Below are 16,817 nucleotides of genomic sequence, written 5' to 3'. Positions count from 1 at the left end.
CGCGCACATGACGGGACATGAAGCATCTGAGTGCAAAGTTCGTCGTCATCCTGGTGGCCGTCATCGTCGCGGCAGGCCTCGGCAGCATGAAGCTCGGCGCCCTTGACGCGCTGAAGCAGGCAGTCGGCACCACCTGGAGCGACCCGCAGACGCAGGGCACTCTCGGGGACCTGTTCGGCACGGGCCGCGACGTGCTCTCCAACGGCTCGAAGGTTGTCGCCGACGCCGCCACCACGATCGCTGGGCAAGGCGATCAGACCTCTCAGGTGCGGGGCTCAGAACTCGGCTTCGACGTCAGTCAGGTGAAAGACACGCTCGGTGGCCTGCCGGTTCGCGGTGATGACCGTGGTGACGACTACAACCGGGAGGGCCAGTTCGGCCCGGCCTGGCAGGACGTCGACGGCAACGGCTGCGACACCCGCAACGACATCCTCGCCCGAGACCTCACCGCCGTCAGCAAGGATGGCAAGTGCACCGTGGTCTCCGGGCACCTCGAAGACCCGTACACCGCCCGGGGGATCGACTACCAGCGCGGCCGGGCAACCTCATCTGCGGTGCAGATCGACCATCTCGTGCCGTTGAAGAACGCCTGGCAGTCCGGTGCCCGCAACCTCAGCCAGGAACGCCGGGTCCAGCTCGCCAACGACCCGCTGAACCTGCTCGCCGTCGACGGCCCGACCAACCAGGCGAAGAGCGACAAAGACGCCGGCGAATGGCTCCCGGCGAACACCGCCTTCCACTGCCAGTACGTCGAGCGCCAGGTCATGGTGAAAGCGAAGTACGGGCTCTGGGTCACCAATTCGGAGCGTGACGCTATGGCTGGTGTCCTGGACCGCTGCCAGCAGTGAGCGGGATCAGAAGTCGTCGTAGGTCTCTGGCGCCGCAGCTGGGTTCGCTGAAGACGATTCCGATGTGGGCTCAGGATCGGTCTCTGGTGACGCCACGTCATTGAAGAAGCTTGCGAGGTCGTCAGCGATGTCGACCTCCTCGACAATGCCGACATCCTCAATGACCGGTGTCTCGTTCACGACCTCAACGGGGGTCGTGCCGTCGTCTTCCTCCAGGACGCCGAGGCGGGGACCACTCTCCTTACGGATGAACGCTTCGAGATTCGAACGCTCATCGTCCGGAAGTGGGTCACGCCGAGCTGCGAGCTGACGTGCTAACTCTTCCTGAGGGGCGTACCAGACCTGGATCACCTGCGTCGGGCCGACAAGCGGCTCCCAGAGGCCACGCCCCTTCGGAATGAAGGCACCGAGCTCGGGGGCATCGTCGGGGTTGCGCAGGGCAGACATCTTGTCGCCGTAGGAGGCTTTGCCCAGCAGGCTTCTGGCGAGGTTCGTTTTCAGGTCCCCACCAGGTATCGCGTCAAGAGTCTTTGCCGAGAGCTTCTGCGTGCCAAGCAGCAGGGTCACACCCGCTGACCGTGCCTCCCGCGCGATCTTCCCGGTCAGGATGCCGATGCTGGCCTTGTCCTGGTTGAGATGCATCATGCGGTCCCGTTCAGCCATCTCCTCCGGGTCCGACGAAGCATCAGGCACGGGCTCCTTCCCAAGCAGGCTGGTGAACTCGTCGACCATCACCCATATCCGCTTGGGGCGCAAGGCCTCCGGCAGGTCACTGAACGACGGGGCACCGTGAGCGGCGTTCAGATTCTTACGCTCGACCACCTGGGCGTAGACACATTTGAGCGCGGCAGCGGCGGTCTCGATGGAGTCTGCGAATGCTGCAGCGTAGGGGCGCACGAAGTTGAAGTCAGCGCCACCTTTCATCGGGTCGATTACGTAGATGATCTCGCCGTGAGCAGCCGCAGAAGTCAGGAACGTCTGAGCGAGCACAGAGTTGTGGGTCGGTACCAGGTCCTCAGTGAGGTAGGTGTGATGCTCCCCGGTGACCATCAGGCAGCGCATGGGCACGACGTCACCTTCGATGATGTCAGTGACGAATACGAGGTCGTGCCCAGTGCGCTCGCTTACCCGAGTCTCCAGTCGTTCAAGCTTTCGAGTCAGCCGGAACACAGGCTCCAGCGTTGTAAACGCGATGCGGTACCGGTTGCCCGTCATCTTGCGGGTGCCGTCACTGCGGGTGTATCCGGCACTCGCTGTGGTGAGTGATGCGCGAATCCCGAGCCCTCGGATGAGCTCGAGGACATCCTGTATGAGGCGCTCGTCTGTCAGGCAGATCTCACACGCCCCGTTGACGTCCACTGTGCCATCTGTGTCCATGAGTCCTTGCAGCAGGGCCAGGCGCTGTGCTTTTGACGCGCGCTGGTAGACCCTTGGGATCCACTTCTGCTTTGCTGGGCTGTCAGGGTTCAAGGTGAAGCCTGCGCTCACCAGATCAGGACGGAGGCCATCGAAGTGCCAAGTTACCGCCCGACTATCGCCGGACTTTCCCTCCGTACGCCGCAGGACGTAGCCATCAGTGAGGACGTTGTGCAGAACACCTTCGTCCAGTCCAGTAATCGAGGGGCCGCGTTTGCTTCCGTCACCGAGCCACGCTCCGAGCGTGTACGGGGCAACGGGTAGATCCAAATCCTGCCCCTGTAGCGAGCTTGCAATCTGGATCGCCCAGTTGTGAGCTCCCCGCGAATCGAGCACTCCTGCTTCCACGATCTCCTGCATGCTGACGATCGAGTTCAGGGGCTGCAAGGTTCGTGTGCGGTGTTCGACCGAATCTGCGAGCAGGGTCAGGGCCTCATCGACTGGGTAGACGGAGACCCGCTGACGCTGGACCTCACTGACTCCGACAGGGTCGAGCCCTCTCAACCAACCTCTCACCGTTTTCCTGCGGTTGCGTGAATCGCTCTCACCGAACAACAGCTCGGACAGCTGCGAGACCGTCACAGATTCGGTCAGTGGGGGACAGAGCCGCCCGTGCTCGATAACGGCTTGTCGGGCGTCTCGCGCGTCATACAGGCTGGCGGGCCTCCTGGTCGTGACCGTCCCAGCGAGCGCGAGGCTTTCCGGGAGGATGCGGCAGACTGCACTCAACGAGACCCCAGAGATCTGCGCGATAGTCTGACGTGTTGCCACCTGTCCGGCTGGCGTCTGCTCAGCCATGCCTCGGAGCCGTTGGGCGAGTCTGGCGCGCTCGTCTGCCACGACGGAGTCTCTGCGGGCCGCACTGCCCGGTGTGCGAGCTCGTCTCGCTGAAGCGGTCTGCACCGTCCACAGATGGTTTCCCCCTGAGCGGGCCCGCCGACCATCGGAGAGCACGAGGGTGTACTCCGTGCATTCTCGGATCGGTGAAAGCGCCCGAACCGTCTGGACGGACCCATCTGGTGCGTACACATGATCCCCGGGCTGAATGGTTCCAATGGTCGCCCACCCGTCCGGGAATCGTTCGGAAATGGGGACCGGGAGTCGCGTGCTCAGACTCTGCGCCTTGCCCGCACCGCTGACTCCGGCCAGCATGGCATGACCGTCCTTTGGGTCGAAGATGACGGGCTCGCCTTCGACCCCCATGGCGAACGGCACGCATCCTTCGTCTGCGAGGCGATCGACGAGCTCGAAGTCGTACGGCACGCCTTTCGGCAGTGGGTTCTCTCGGCAGACGAGCATGCGGACATGGTCGGGGCCGGTTTCGCTGTCGCGAATGTCGATGAAGTCGTTGCTGGATGCTGCCCTGAGCTTGCCGACCTTCTCCCGGACGTCGGCGGGGGCGAGCCCCATCGGCAGCTTGAAGGTGAGGTCCTGTACACGATCGTTGTGGGGGAGGACACCCGCTGAGACGAGTGAGGGCACTGCGCCGTTCTCGCTGACGACTTTCGCGGCAATGAAGACCTGCTGCCAGTTGAGGCTGGTCACATACTCGCGGTTGCGGTCGGCCGGGGTCGCGTACTCGATGCCGTCAGCACCGGGGGCTGCGCCGACGACGATGGTGGCCCGGCCGGTTTCCGCGCGGTCGACGATCAGCCATTCGGCGCCGAGGGTCTGCCGGATCTTCTCCGACTGCTTCCGGAGCGCGTCGAGAGTCACTCCGGCGCCGAGGAAGATGTCCATTCGCCAGATGGTGCCGGACGACGTGGCGGTGGTCAGAGCGGTCAGCTTCGTCAGGTGCGGGCGAGCGAGACGGCAGGCGTCGAACGCGTGGGAGAGGAAGCCGGCAAGGATGAGCCGCTGCGGTTCGTTGCCTCGCCCCGCCGGGACATAGTCCTGGGGGAGGGTTGGCAGGTCTGTTCCCGCGGGCACGGACACCACCATGAACGCTTCGGAGTGGGCGCGACCATCTCGGCTTGCAGGGTCCTTCCACGGCTGCACGGAAGCGAACGGTGCTGCCTTCAGCGTGGTCTTCAGCTTGTGCTCAGTGTCCTGATTCGTGAACTCGGCGGGCGTGACCCCCTGAGGTGTCACGAAGCCCCAGGTACCGACCGTGATGCTGCGCGCGGCACCAGTTCTCCGGTCGATGTGGCGGTACTGGTACTCGCGCTCCGTCGACGGCTGCAGTACCGGTTTGCGGCCGCCCTGTTTGACGATGTCCGTCCAACGCTGATCCCAGCGGCGGATCTTCGCGAGTTCGTCGAACCGGTGCACCCAACGCGGTTGGATGCGAGCGATCGGTGGTTCGGTGAGAGCACCAAGGTATGCGCAGTCATTTTCCGGATCGGCAATGATCTCGCAGCCGAGCTCTGCCGCCACGCGATCGAGAATGCCGAGCTCCATGAGTACGCTGACGGTCACGTCGGGGTTGGCTGGGCTGCGCCACACTGTGCCGAACGCGGCTCTCGTATCGTCGAATCCGTCGTCGGTGTCTCGCTGAGAGGGAGGGTCCGTGATCGGGGCCAGCTGCTCGAGGACGAGCGGCGGGAGCTTCTGCACTGCGTAGGCGGCGCGGGAGGCGACTGTCTCGATGACCAGCTGGCGGATGTCGTCGTCAGTCTCGGCGGCAGAGACGGCTGGCCAGTCGTCCGTGAACCAGGTGATGACGCGAAACCGTGTCGGATGCGATGTCGACGGCACTGGCTGCCCCTGGCTGTCGAGGTTCGGCTCGATGAGCAGAGCGACGGTGGTTCCAGGGTCGACGAGGGTTTCGAAGTCCTGCAGGCGGGTGAACATGCCGCGCGATCCGACCTCTGGGGGAGCGTCGAACGTGTCAATGGTGGCCACGTCACCAGGTAACCGGGAACGGTCGACCAGACGCGGGGCCGGATCGAGCTTCAGCACCTCCCAGCGAGGAGCCCACTGTGCGCGCCCATCGACCATGTCCCGCCAGTGGGCGATGACCGGCCGGTGGAGTCCCACCTGCAGGGAGAGGGGGACGCAGGCAAGGCCGAGAAACAGCGAGCTGAGGAACGAGACCTTCGGCCCAAGTGCACAACCCGCGACGACCACGGATGCGGCTGCGAGGACTCCACAGCCGAGACTGATCGTGGTGCGCAGGTCGCCGGAAGTCAGTCGCTTCCAGACCGCGGGCAGATCGAGTCCGGGGCGTGGCTGGACATCATCGGCGAACTGCCGGGCGATGGCCGGCACTTGTAGGGCGAGCGCGAACGCACCCCACGCGTTCAGCGCCGGGAACAGCGGCCACACTACCTGGAATGGGGCGCTCACCGGGAGGAACCATGCTGCGACGCCTGTGAGGAGTGCGGTGATGGAGGCCATGAGCGGCGGCCAGCCGATCGAGCTGATCTGGGGAACGATGAGTGAGAACCGTCCGGCGCGGAACATTTCGTGGCGGGACATGGACTTCTGCTCCGCCGTAGATGCCGGCTGGACGCGGCCGGTCCGGTCTTTCTTGCCCGTGAGGATCGGAGGCTGTGAGAACCAGCATGCAGCGACCACGAGGATCCAGAGCAGTGCGACGGCAGGCACCTGCCACAGCCACCAGGCGAGCGCGGCGACCGGCACGGACCCTACGAGCACCCATGGTGCGATGTCGGTCTCATTCTGAGGTGGTCTGACAGCCATGAACCGACCTATGCGTGAATGACCAGCTCGGCGAGCCGGTCAGTGATCTGCTGTCGACCAGGCTTGGTGCGGATGGTTTGATGTCGAGCGAACCTCGGCCCGGCGACGGCACGAGCGCCCCGTGGACGGTAGAGCCCGAGACGAAGTACCGCATGATCGTTTGACGGCCACACGACCAGCAGACAGTGCACACGGGCACCGGTGCGCAGGAAGCCACGGACAGCCTGCTCCGCCATCGGCAGCGTCTTCTTGTCCGCGAATGGGAACCGTTCACCCCCACGTCGGGACACGCCCCGGAACGTCCAGTAGAAGCCTGGTTTCCAGACTTTGGAGTCGATCAGCCACACGTCGCTGCCGGAGACCACGATGTGGTCGATGTTCGCACTGATCCCTGGGATCGGTATGCGGCAGTCGTGGATCACGTCGGCCCCGCCGGGACGCATCGCCAGGCGATTCAGCACCTCGGCTGTGCGCAGCTCGCCTGTCCGTCCGATACGAGCGACATCCTCGTTCGCAGCCCACCCCTCGGAGTGCTGCAGCGAACCACCTGGCACGCCGATCACCCGACCGTACGAGCGCGTCACGCGAGCACGCTCTTCACCAGGATGACGATTACCCCGAGGGCGAGCACGCCGGTGAGCGCCCAAACGATCCCGCGGACCTTCGGCTGGTCAATGAGCTTGTTGTTGTCGTCTTCGTCTTCACGCAGCAGGAACTTCATACCGGGGATGTATGCGTGCGAGGGACTTCCGCGTTGGGGGGGTCGAGCGTCGCCGAGAGCATGTCCTGTGCGGGGCTGTGCGCGTCGCTGAGGCCCTGGGGGTAGTTCCGGTGTGACGGGTTCAGCTGTGGGCTGGTGAGGCTGCTGTGGCTGTTTCTGCGTTGTCGAGGGGGTGGTCCTCGGCGGTGAGGTGCTCTCGAGTGGGAAGCGCCGGGGCCGATCTCGGCTGTAACGACATCAGCTCCAGCCGTGGGCTGGAATGACAGTCGCTGTGCTCCTGTCACCGCTGTAAGGACACCACTTCCAGCCGTGGGCCGTCACCGCTGTCACCGCGGTGTCACCGGTGGTGTGGTGACAGCGAAGCCCTACTGCGGACTGGGCAGGAGGGGGTTGTCACCACTGTCACCACTTTTTGTAGACCTCATGTAAGAGAGAGATATATAGGGGGCTCTCCCTCCCTCTCTTCCTCTCATCTGGAGGGGGTGTCCCCCAAATGCGGTGACAGCGGTGACAGACCCCTACTGCCCTTATGTTTACTGGGATGTAGCGTCACCGGAGGGATGGTGACAGGGTGGTGACAGCGGTGACGGCGGAAATGTGTTAGGCTCTCCCCGTGCGAGCCGGGGGAGAGCCTAAAGGTTTTCGGTCCCGGTGTGCGGCTTCTGCGGTTCGGTCCGTTTCTGTGGCGCGGGTGGCCTTCGATCGCGTCCCACACATGGTTTTCACGGGTTTTGGGGGTTGTCTGGTGGTTTTCTGGAATGTTATGCTCTCGACCTAGCGAGAGAGAGCATACAAGTTCCCAACGGAGCCACTGGCAGCCCTTAACGGCACCATTCTTCGAACAGTGCACGCACATCAGATGCGTACAGCCCAGAGTTGTGCAGTCCGTTCATCTCGATGGCAACGACTTCATCGGTGTCTGTTTTCAGTGCGACATCCACGACGTAGTCGCCACAGGTGGAATGTGCTTCCCGCCAAGCAGTCGTGTAGCTCTCCGCCCATTGCAGATACCGTGCCACCAGCTCCGGTGCCTCGAAGACGGGAGACACACCCCGAGTGCGCTCAACCCTCGGATCGAACGGACGTGCGATCGCATCGAGCGGGGTGAGGTGCTCGATGCAGCCCGCGCCGGTCACGACCTCGTGCCCCACAACGAAGATCCTGTACTCGGCGCTCAACGGCACCCACGGCTGCACTAGGAGTGCACCAGGGCGGTCGAGCGACCACATGCTGATCTTGCTGAAGAAGTCATGGCTGTCGAACGGCGACGTGGTGGTGAAGAAACTCATCTTCGGGTCGATGTCTTTGACGCAGACTCGGCCAGGAGCCAGTGCGTTGATGGTGTCCTTCGTCGCAGGGAACCCCTGACCTTCCCCACACGTGGTGCGGATGACCGGGCGCCCGGCATGAGCGAGAAACACCGGCTCTGCCCAGTAGCTGTCCACGACTCTCTCACCTGCCAGACGGGGATCGCTGAGATACGACTGCGAGAGGTGTCCGACATTGGCGACCGGACCGACGAGCTTCATGCGAGCGAGACGACCGGCATCCGTGCAGACCTCGCCCGTTGCCGCGTTCACGGCCTGGCGCTCAGTGGTCGTGCGGACCCAAACATGCTCCCTGGGATGCACGTTCAGGAGGGTGTCCAGCCGCAGGACGGCTTCCAGCCAGTCTTCCCGATCGCCGGTCGGCTGAGAGCTCGGGTGCCAATGCTGCCAGAGCGCCTGGAGCTCTGGAAAGCCACTGACGTAGCCCATCGGGGTCGACCAGAAGAGGATGTCTTCAGTCATGCTGAGACCTCCGAAGCGTCAGACGCGCGAAGAGGTCGCGGTTCGCTCCCTGTGCCCGCTGTTGTGCTTCGGCTTCGGTATCAAAGAGCGCCCAGAAGCCCATTTCGTCGTCTCCGATGGCGTGGACGGCCCAGACTGTTCGTCCGCCCTCGGGGGATACCTGCTGCAGAGGGTCAGTGACGGAGACGTCCTCGATGAGGCGATGCCCACCGCCGTGGACGATCACTGCGGGCACAGTGACCGAGGCGGGTGTCCTGGACGTGTCAGGGAAGCCAGCGAAAGCCTCGCCGGTCCACCCCCAGAGGAGACCTTCCTCGTCGAGCAGGATCACTCCTCTGCGTCGCTGTCTCCGCAGGGGCTGTGGACGCTGCCGGTGTCTTCTCATGCCACTCGTGTGCGCGGTTGGCTAGGATTACCGCGAGCTGATCGGGGGAGCGGATGATGTCGGATGACGAGCTGGCGCAGGCTGCCGCACAGGTGAGGCGACGGATGCGCGGCACTGCAGTTGACGTTTCGGTGAACATCGCCGAAGCGATGAGCGTGTTCGCACCACTCGGGTGGGCGATGTCTGCGGTGTGGCCATACGAAGGCACCGTCCGTGCCCTGAAAGCTGCGGAAGACGGCGCCATGACCGACCAGCTCGACCAGATACTCACCGACATCTGGAACGGGGAGCACGCACGCTGGATGGAGATCGGGGTCGAGCGCCTGCGGCGAGGAGGCAACGCTCACTGGCCGTTCAAGGCCGACCTCTGGCGTCGCGTTGATCTGGTCCAGAAGGCGATCGCACACCATCAGGCAGGTGCCTATGAGGCAAGCATTCCGATCCTGTTCGCGCAGATCGAAGGCCTTTCGTTCGACGTCACTGAAAAGGCCTTCTTCACGAAGTGGCAGCCGATTCCAGCGGTCGACGACAAGACCCTGGCTGGCCTGGGCGGCAACATCGAGGTCGTCCGCAGGGTCTGCAACGCAGACGTCAAACAGCGGCAGTCCTTGGGACAGTTCTCCAGGCACGGCGTGATGCACGGGCGAGAGCTCACCTACGACACGAAGGTCAACTCGACGAAGGCGATCGTGCTGACCATCAGCGCCTTCGAGCACTGGCTGCCACAGGCGGACAAAGTCGCAGCAACACTTCGGGCCGAGCATGGGCGAGAGGTCGCCGGTCATCCGGGTGTCGACGAGACAGGCCGGTTGCTTGACGATCGCGGTGTGCCCGAGCTTCGCAACGTCAGGTACGACCTCGAAGGCCGGTACATGCTGTGGATCAACACTGGTGGGATTGAGCCGTTCGATCTGCGCCGAGATCTTGGCGAACTTGCAACGACACACGGTGCGGCACGGGGCAGATTCACAATCCATGGTGACAACGTCGCTTTCTGGTGGAGCTATCGACTGCCGAGCGGGCACATCCTCGGCTGGGCGGCCCGCAAGATCCGTCCAGGAGCGCATCCGCCGCACGAGTCCTGGTGGTGGGATGCCGCGGCGGCCCCGGAGAACGCACCCTGGGAGGACCCGACCGGTTGGGCCCAGTACCCCGGGGACGCCGAGGGCGCTTGGCGTCCGGACGACCCACTCTTCTAGGCGTGTCGGCACAGACACCTATACTCTGAATCGAACATGTGTTCGAATACTTGGAGGTGGTTGCCGTGGCACAGATTGCGAAGATCGAACCGCACGGTCATGTGACAGTGCTCGCCGCGCTGAGCCCGGTGCACGCGGGCTTCCCCTCCCCGGCGCAGGACTACTTCGACGGTTCCATCGACCTCAACGAGCATCTGATCGCAGACCCCGTAGCGACCTTCATCATTCGTGTCGCCGGCGACTCCATGATCGGAGCCGGCATCTCCGACGGCGATGAAGTGATCGTCGACCGGTCCTTGAGACCCGCGGAGGGCAATGTGGTCATCGCCGTGGTCGAAGGGGAGCTGACCATCAAACGTCTCCGTCTCGGCGCGGCAGGTCCAGAGCTGCATCCGGAGAACCCGGACTACCCGGTGATCCGGGTGAGCCCGGGGCAGGAGCTGTCCATCTGGGGAGTGGTGACCCGATGCCTGCACCGAGTCTGAGCAGGTTCGCTCTCGTCGATGTGAACTCATGCTTCGCCGCCTGTGAGCGCATCTTCGATCCCTCGCTGGAGGGACGCCCGGTCGTCGTCCTGTCCAACAACGACGGATGCGTCGTCGCCCGGAGCGCGGAGGCGAAAGCCCTCGGCATCCCTATGGGCGAACCCTGGTTTCGGCTGCAGGCTTGGGCTGACAAACATGGGGTCGCAGCCCGATCATCGAACTACGAGCTCTACGGCGACATCTCCGGACGCATCATGGCGATGCTGCGACGATTCAGCGACCAAGTCGAGGTCTACTCGATAGACGAGGCCTTCATTCGCCTGAGCGGCACCGTCGAAGAGTTGGCCACGACGTCCAGAGAGATCCGACGGCGCATCCTTCACGACATCGGGGTGCCAGTGTCGGTCGGTATTGCGCCCACCCGAACGCTCGCGAAGCTCGCGAGTCACGGTGCGAAGAAGTCCCCCGCGCTCCACGGTGTCGCCTGCACCGACTGGTACACCGACGAGCAGATGGGCCGGATACTCACGAGCACACCAGTCGGTGACCTCTGGGGTGTCGGCCGACGCGGCGCGAAACGGCTCGCAGGTCTCGGCATCGACAACGCCTGCCAGCTTCGCGATAGCGACACGAAGACGATGCGCCGCCGGTTCAGCGTGAACATGGCCCACACGATCCTCGAACTGCGAGGGCACGCCTGCATCGACATCGGGGACCATGACGCCGTCCGGCAGCAGGTGATGTTCTCCCGATCGTTCTCGACACCGGTGACGTCGCCGTCAGAGATGCAGCAGGTGCTCTCCATCTACGCGCAGAATGCCAGCCGCCGCCTACGCGGCCAGGGGTCCGTGGCTGGTGCAGTCTACGCGTGGGCTCAGACGGCCTGGGCGACGCCTCCCATGCACACAGCGGCCGCAGCATGCGAGATCACACCTCGGACGGCCGACCCTGCGCTGCTGACGAAGGCCGCATGTCAGCTGGTGCTCCCGAGAATGCTCGAAGGCAGACGCTACGTGCGCGCCGGCGTATCACTGACCGACATCGCACAGACCAGGGATCAGGTGGTGCTGGACCTGTTCGACACGGACACCCCAGCAGCGCAGGTCGGCAGCCTCCTGGACCAGGTGAACGACCGGCTCGGACGCGGCGCGATCGGACTCGGCATGGCCGGGCTGCAGGCACCGCCCGACTGGCAGATGAAACGGGAGATGCTCTCACCGCGGGCGACCACCCACTGGGAAGAGCTCGCCGTCGCCCGATGAATGCTCAGGTCAAGGTCCGGCGGATCAGGCGGCTCGCTGACGCGACGTCGGTGGAGAGATCGGTTCCCAGGAATGCGTGACGCAGCCGCATTGGTCGGCACGCAGCGCGTTCGATGATCAGGACACCCGCAGGCATCGTCCACAGCCAGTCCTTCTCGAACAGATACTCGCTGCCGCCAGGGAGACGTTCGGCGACGGCCAGACGGATCGTGCCTGAACGGTCACCGCAGAAGGCTGGAGCGGCCGCCGCCGAGTCGCCCATATCCCCGTGGTAGGCGTCGAGCGCGTACAGCAGCAGGAGTCCGGAGAGCGAAGTTGGCTCCCAGGGATCCTCTGACACGCAAGAGCCGAACAGTGCCTGAGCCGACGCAGTGAGTACCACGTGGGCCTCTGCGGGCTCAGACGGCCACGCCGGAGTCGCCACGGTCAATGTCCTTCCACGTGGGCAGCGTGGGCCATGTCCTCGTCAGTCTGGTGTGTGCCGGCGGAGTTCAGCAACCGGAACACCTCGGCCTCGGCGGCGAGGGTACGCACCGAGGTCTGCACGGCCGGCATCGGCCACCCTGTGGACCTTCGGCGCCCGCGGGCGCTGAGCCCCGACATGGTGACCATGCCGTCGGAGTCGACTGCCTCTGGGGTGATGTCTTTGTCGTCGAACCAGTCTGCCGGTACGGAGAACTCGTCACTGGCCCATGCTCGCATGGTTTCGATGCGTTGTTTGCCGTCGATGACTCCGCACATGGCGTCGCTCCCGAACACTCGGGTGCTCTCGCCGGCGTCTCCCAGTGCCGTGAAGTACGACCTCTGGAACCTCTCTGCAGCGTCCGGGGATGTTCGTATCAGGGCGGCGATCGCTTTGGGGTCGATGGTTCCCGTGAAGCTGATGAGAGTGGTGGGGTGCATGTCCATTGGTGTGTCCTTGGCGTTCAGTAGCGTCATTCAGCGTGATGAGTTGGTGACTCATCGGTTTCTGCCGTTGTCGAGGTGAGTGGGATTGCCTCCAGCCAAGGACATTTCCCGATGGGTTTCTGCTCTTCCCCTGTTTTGGTGAAGGCTTCGCTGACGGTTCGTTGGGTGCTGTCAGCTGGGAGTCTGTTGAACGCGCTGTCGCCGACAGCGAGTTCTGTGAGTTGGGTCATGCTGCCGCTTCGCCGCCGTGAGAGATCACCAGTGCGCGTATGGTGTCGGCTTCGACGTAGCCGCGCCAGCGGTCGTCACGGTTGATGATCCAACCGGCCTCCGGAGGTTCGATACCCTCTGGGACCACGACCTCGAGATGCGAGTACGGGCCTTGAGAGTCAGCCATCGGCAGGCTGTGCACGAGGCTGTTCGCGTAGACGCCCAGGATGGCTCCGTCGACGCAGGCGATGGTTCCTGATGCCTGGTCGGTTGTTCCGAAGTCGATGATGCGGTCGAGTGTTGGTGTTCTCGTCATGCGCTCCATGTGCGCGGGAGCCGCCCACTGCGTCTCAGCGCCTACCCGGCTGCTCACGCGGCATCGGCGGGGATCGCACTATAAGGGTGAACCCGCTTCCGTAATAGCCGTTGCCGCGGGTACCGACAGCGGTGAGGATCGTCCGGTCGGGCACAGTACCGCCCTCCGCGTACACGGTGATCTGCAGACGTTCGAGTCCGTCGCCTTTCGGGTCATCACGCAGCTGGTAGGGGAACTCCGCGCGGGTGATGACGTTGTCGAATGCTTCCAGACGTGTGATCGCGTAGTTCCCTGACTCACATCCGGAGCATCCGTGGTTCCCCTCGACGTCGAGGCGAACACCGGTCTCCAGCACCAGTGTGCGCCCGTCCTCGACGCCCACAATGCGCCGACCCATGAGGAGTGCGCGGATGCGGTCTTCTTCTGCGCTACTGACCTTCCCCTGACCTCGGACTATGGGGGTGAACTTCTTCCCCCATGCGGTCAGTGACGTACGGTTCAGTCGCCCCTTGGTCAGGGCACGCCATGCCACAGCTGGGGTCTCCCCAATACGGGCGCCAGCCGGGTCGGCGACCACGATGACCTGAGCGTTGTCCCGCCGGCGCAGCCACACCTCGCCGGGTGTCGGTGTTCTCGTCATGCGGTCCATGTGCGCGGGAGCCGCCCACTGGTCTGTGCCGTGGAGACACGCGTCCAACCGTTCTCCGTCATCCATTCGAGCGTCCAACGTGTCTGGCCGACGTCGACGAAGCGCCAAGTGTGAGCCCCGAGCTCGAAACTCCAGCTCTCGTTGAACACGCCACTGACCGCCCGAGCCAGTTGTGAGCGTTGAACGGCTTTGACCACATCCGAACGCGGCGAGTCAGTCGCCCAGATCAGAAACCGTGCTGCCGAGCCGATCGTCCGGTCATGGAGCTCAGCGCGGGTTCGACGGATGATCTCCAGCTTTGAAGGTCGGAGTCGGGTGACCGCCCCGAAGTGCAAGACCAGTGCGACCGCGGTCATCCCGGCGGCAACGGACCAGACCTCTGCTGTGAGCAGGCCTGCGATCAGTACCAGCTCCGGTGCGAGCACGATTGCAAGACGCTCCATGCTCGTCGTTGGGTACGGAGGCCAGACGAAACGCTTTCTGCTCATGCGCTCTCACTATGCGTGCCGCCCAAGCTCCGGTACTCCACCGGGCGTCCGTGCTTCATGGCGTCTGCGATGCCGGCCCGCATGCCTGGGCTCAGACCATGGTCGGTGTAGACAACGGTGGCGTCCGCCCTCTCAGCGATCGCAAGACCAGCGGCGATGCCCGCTTGGCGCTCCTCGGGCTGCTGATCGTCGAGGACACCAGGTTGCGTGTACAGGAGATGGCTGGCGAACGGTGCATCGCCCCGGCTCAGACTGTCGGCCATGCAGGAGCGAGCGTATTCGACATTCGCGTCCACGTCACCGGCGTACGGCGACTCCAGGATCACGAACCTCACTTGTCTCCGTCAGCCGGAATGTACTCGACGATCTTTCGTCTGCCGCCGACCTGGCTGCCATCGCTGCGGCGGAACCGGTGGACGAGACCTGCATGGTGAACGATTGCCTGCGTGGGTGTGAGCCGCTGCACCAACACACGGGAGCGCGTCCGAAGCTGAGGATTCTCCAGCCAGAGGGTGGTGCCAATGTCCAGCTTGGTGAAATCGGTGGACTTCTTCTTCGTCATGCCATTCGTGTGCGCGGTGCATCGTCATCCTCGAACACGTAGGTCGGGACACTGGCCTTTCGTGCGGCGGAGATGCAGTGGGCGGTGCCTCTGGAGGCGTTACGGCTGAACGCCAGGCAGAGGTCCGGTCGTGCGTCGACCATCTGCTGATTCCTGATGAAGCCGGCGCTGCGCCCGAGACGATCCCAGTCCGCTGGGTGGGGTTCGAGCCTCCATCCCAGCGCCCGGGCGATGTCTGCGGTCTGCTGGTCTGCACCCCGTGCGGCGCCGTGGACGAGGGTCATGTGTTGGGCCGGCATGCAGCAGGAGACCTCGGCGAGGACTCGTTCGATCAGTCGCACGTCAGCCCAGTCGCGTGAGCCGGTGACCAGGACACGGAGCTTGCGTGCGCGGTATTCGTTCCAGGTGAGTCCTCCGCCGCCGAAAGGCAGCAGCGGTGTGACCAGGGAGGTGATCGCGATCCGTGCGGCTTCGACCGCTGAGGTCGCGTCCGGCCAGCGGGTGAGCGCGATGCTCTCTACGGGTGGTGTGACCCATTGCCGCTCGTGCGTCCAGCATCTGGTGCCGTCGGCGGCGGCGATGCGGTACCCGCCCCGGTGTGTCGATGGTTCCCACGGCCCGCGCCACTGAACGAGCGCCGACATGGCTGTGATCAGTCGCTCGGTCCCGCGGTCCATGGTGGAGTCTTCCGGCATCACCATGGTCTCGCGTGTGAGCAGGTCAGCCGATCGCATCAAGGCTCTCCGCTACGCGTGAGATCTTGTCCGCGTATTCGGGTGCGACTGCGATGACGTCATGATCCGGGGTGAGCGCCGCCATCTGGTCGGTGAGGGTGACGAGTCTGCGGCGAGCACGGTCGAACCTGCACCAGGCGAGGAACCGCTTGGATTGGGCGTCGGTCAGTGCTCGGGTGGTGCGTGCACCGCCGACTTCCCGCCCGTTGCTGATGCGCCACCGGCCGCCGTCGTCTGTGGAGAACAGGCGTGGTGAACGTTCGGTCACCCGGACGATGACCCGACTGTCTTCGATGATGACGAGGTCACCGGGCGCCAGGTCTTCGAGCGGTCTGGCTGCCCGGAGCGCAGGTGCGCCGGACTGTTCGGTGTCGTCTGCGGTGATCACTGTCCGCCTCGACCTTCGCTGATTCGGACTTCCGCGAGATCCTGGCGCCGTGGGTCTGCGACGGTGGATGGGCGGACGAGATGCGCGATGCTGTTGTTCTTCATGAGTAGATGTCTCCTTCAAGGATTCGGTTGATGGTCTGGGCCTCACGGGTTGCGAGGCCCAGATGTGGGTCGTCGAGTGCGATTCGCAGCAGTCGTGCCCACTGTTCGGCGTCCTGGGGCATGCCAGTCGAGCCCCCTTTGAAGGCCCGGACGACGTCAGTCACGATGACGGTCTTGTCTGCCCGGTTGAGCTTCGACCACTGGCCTGACACTGCCTGCACCGTGTCAGACACGATGTAGGTTCTGCGGCCCAGCGCGTAGCGAACGGCCGACACGAGCACGTGGGAGGGAACGTTGTGCAGAAGGGTCATGAACGCTCCTGATCCAGCTGGTTTTTCAGCAGGTGGTACTGTCGCCAGCTACGGATGAGTTGCGCTGCCCAGGAGCGAATGCGGGGGACCGGAAAATTGCTCGGGCGTGAGTCTGTGAACACCTCGCCGAGCGTCAGCGCCGTTTCGCCGAGCAGCGCCCCGGCATCCGACCTCAGTGTCAACCGCAGCAGGGGCTTCGGCATTCCCGTGATCTTCGCATCGAGGTCGAACCCGTCGCGTTCAAGCTCGCCCTGCAGGTCGCGCAGCGCGGTGCCGAACCTTTCGCTGGATGCCCCGTCGTCTGCCTCTTCAGTCAGGCCGGCCCGGTCCAACATCTGATGCAGCTGTTCCGCGAAGCCCGACGGATTGTCAGTGGTCATAGGTGGTCCTTCCCC

At 64.2% G+C, this 16,817-nt stretch carries 20 protein-coding genes; 4 read left to right on the top strand and 16 right to left on the bottom strand.

Annotated elements, in window-relative coordinates; all coding sequences use genetic code 11:
* Positions 1 to 17: 17 nt before the first annotated feature.
* Complete coding sequence (locus F8O06_RS07605) at positions 18 to 848, top strand: HNH endonuclease family protein (protein ID WP_225733403.1); 831 nt, start codon at positions 18 to 20, stop codon at positions 846 to 848.
* Positions 849 to 854: 6 nt separating this feature from the next.
* Here F8O06_RS07605 and F8O06_RS07600 read toward each other — a convergent pair whose 3' ends face one another.
* The 5 genes from F8O06_RS07600 to F8O06_RS07585 all read right to left on the bottom strand — a co-directional run bounded on the left by F8O06_RS07600 (position 855) and on the right by F8O06_RS07585 (position 8,751).
* A complete protein-coding gene (locus F8O06_RS07600) occupies positions 855 to 5,909 on the bottom strand; it encodes an LAGLIDADG family homing endonuclease (RefSeq protein ID WP_158037783.1) in 5,055 nt (1,684 codons plus the stop codon).
* 8 nt (positions 5,910 to 5,917) lie between these two features.
* Positions 5,918 to 6,493, bottom strand: a complete 576-nt coding sequence (locus F8O06_RS07595) for a nuclease-related domain-containing protein (protein ID WP_225733404.1) — start codon at positions 6,491 to 6,493, stop codon at positions 5,918 to 5,920.
* Positions 6,490 to 6,630: a hypothetical protein gene (locus tag F8O06_RS12235; protein WP_192496668.1), complete on the bottom strand. Its 141-nt coding sequence runs from the start codon at positions 6,628 to 6,630 to the stop codon at positions 6,490 to 6,492. Before F8O06_RS12235 ends, F8O06_RS07595 begins: the two co-directional genes overlap by 4 nt.
* Before the next feature lie 821 nt (positions 6,631 to 7,451).
* Complete coding sequence (locus F8O06_RS07590) at positions 7,452 to 8,420, bottom strand: ATP-grasp domain-containing protein (RefSeq protein WP_158037785.1); 969 nt, start codon at positions 8,418 to 8,420, stop codon at positions 7,452 to 7,454.
* Positions 8,413 to 8,751: a hypothetical protein gene (locus F8O06_RS07585; RefSeq protein WP_158037786.1), complete on the bottom strand. Its 339-nt coding sequence runs from the start codon at positions 8,749 to 8,751 to the stop codon at positions 8,413 to 8,415. Before F8O06_RS07585 ends, F8O06_RS07590 begins: the two co-directional genes overlap by 8 nt.
* 107 nt (positions 8,752 to 8,858) lie before the next feature.
* Between F8O06_RS07585 and F8O06_RS07580 the strand changes: the two genes are divergently transcribed.
* The 3 genes from F8O06_RS07580 to F8O06_RS07570 all read left to right on the top strand — a co-directional run bounded on the left by F8O06_RS07580 (position 8,859) and on the right by F8O06_RS07570 (position 11,751).
* Complete coding sequence (locus F8O06_RS07580; protein WP_158037787.1) at positions 8,859 to 10,004, top strand: hypothetical protein; 1,146 nt, start codon at positions 8,859 to 8,861, stop codon at positions 10,002 to 10,004.
* 74 nt (positions 10,005 to 10,078) lie between these two features.
* The gene (locus tag F8O06_RS07575; RefSeq protein ID WP_225733438.1) at positions 10,079 to 10,489 is read left to right on the top strand and encodes a LexA family protein; all 411 of its coding nucleotides are present in this window, start codon (positions 10,079 to 10,081) and stop codon (positions 10,487 to 10,489) included.
* The gene (locus F8O06_RS07570) at positions 10,471 to 11,751 is read left to right on the top strand and encodes a Y-family DNA polymerase (RefSeq protein ID WP_158037788.1); all 1,281 of its coding nucleotides are present in this window, start codon (positions 10,471 to 10,473) and stop codon (positions 11,749 to 11,751) included. Before F8O06_RS07575 ends, F8O06_RS07570 begins: the two co-directional genes overlap by 19 nt.
* 4 nt (positions 11,752 to 11,755) lie before the next feature.
* On the opposite strand, the gene F8O06_RS07565 is transcribed toward F8O06_RS07570, so the two are convergent.
* The 11 genes from F8O06_RS07565 to F8O06_RS07515 all read right to left on the bottom strand — a co-directional run bounded on the left by F8O06_RS07565 (position 11,756) and on the right by F8O06_RS07515 (position 16,802).
* Entirely contained in the window at positions 11,756 to 12,175 is a 420-nt protein-coding gene (locus F8O06_RS07565) for a hypothetical protein (RefSeq protein ID WP_158037789.1), read from the bottom strand.
* 2 nt (positions 12,176 to 12,177) lie between these two features.
* The gene (locus tag F8O06_RS07560; protein ID WP_158037790.1) at positions 12,178 to 12,660 is read right to left on the bottom strand and encodes a hypothetical protein; all 483 of its coding nucleotides are present in this window, start codon (positions 12,658 to 12,660) and stop codon (positions 12,178 to 12,180) included.
* 226 nt (positions 12,661 to 12,886) lie between these two features.
* The gene (locus tag F8O06_RS07555; RefSeq protein WP_158037791.1) at positions 12,887 to 13,186 is read right to left on the bottom strand and encodes a hypothetical protein; all 300 of its coding nucleotides are present in this window, start codon (positions 13,184 to 13,186) and stop codon (positions 12,887 to 12,889) included.
* 34 nt (positions 13,187 to 13,220) lie between these two features.
* The gene (locus F8O06_RS07550; protein WP_158037792.1) at positions 13,221 to 13,826 is read right to left on the bottom strand and encodes a hypothetical protein; all 606 of its coding nucleotides are present in this window, start codon (positions 13,824 to 13,826) and stop codon (positions 13,221 to 13,223) included.
* Entirely contained in the window at positions 13,823 to 14,323 is a 501-nt protein-coding gene (locus F8O06_RS07545) for a hypothetical protein (protein WP_158037793.1), read from the bottom strand. Before F8O06_RS07545 ends, F8O06_RS07550 begins: the two co-directional genes overlap by 4 nt.
* Entirely contained in the window at positions 14,320 to 14,658 is a 339-nt protein-coding gene (locus tag F8O06_RS07540) for a hypothetical protein (protein WP_158037794.1), read from the bottom strand. Before F8O06_RS07540 ends, F8O06_RS07545 begins: the two co-directional genes overlap by 4 nt.
* The gene (locus F8O06_RS07535) at positions 14,655 to 14,885 is read right to left on the bottom strand and encodes a hypothetical protein (RefSeq protein WP_158037795.1); all 231 of its coding nucleotides are present in this window, start codon (positions 14,883 to 14,885) and stop codon (positions 14,655 to 14,657) included. Before F8O06_RS07535 ends, F8O06_RS07540 begins: the two co-directional genes overlap by 4 nt.
* The gene (locus F8O06_RS07530; RefSeq protein ID WP_158037796.1) at positions 14,882 to 15,619 is read right to left on the bottom strand and encodes a DUF2493 domain-containing protein; all 738 of its coding nucleotides are present in this window, start codon (positions 15,617 to 15,619) and stop codon (positions 14,882 to 14,884) included. Before F8O06_RS07530 ends, F8O06_RS07535 begins: the two co-directional genes overlap by 4 nt.
* Complete coding sequence (locus F8O06_RS07525) at positions 15,606 to 16,007, bottom strand: hypothetical protein (protein WP_158037797.1); 402 nt, start codon at positions 16,005 to 16,007, stop codon at positions 15,606 to 15,608. Before F8O06_RS07525 ends, F8O06_RS07530 begins: the two co-directional genes overlap by 14 nt.
* Positions 16,008 to 16,107: 100 nt before the next feature.
* Positions 16,108 to 16,422 carry a hypothetical protein gene (locus tag F8O06_RS07520; RefSeq protein WP_158037798.1) on the bottom strand — a complete coding sequence of 105 codons (315 nt, stop codon included), beginning with the start codon at positions 16,420 to 16,422 and terminating at the stop codon, positions 16,108 to 16,110.
* Complete coding sequence (locus tag F8O06_RS07515; protein WP_158037799.1) at positions 16,419 to 16,802, bottom strand: hypothetical protein; 384 nt, start codon at positions 16,800 to 16,802, stop codon at positions 16,419 to 16,421. Before F8O06_RS07515 ends, F8O06_RS07520 begins: the two co-directional genes overlap by 4 nt.
* Between the last annotated feature and the right edge of the window lie 15 nt (positions 16,803 to 16,817).

This window comes from Pseudoclavibacter sp. CFCC 14310 (assembly GCF_008831165.1).
Lineage (GTDB): Bacteria > Actinomycetota > Actinomycetes > Actinomycetales > Microbacteriaceae > Pseudoclavibacter_A.
Note: the sequence above shows the minus strand (reverse complement) of the source record. Positions and strands in the feature narration are given on the sequence as shown.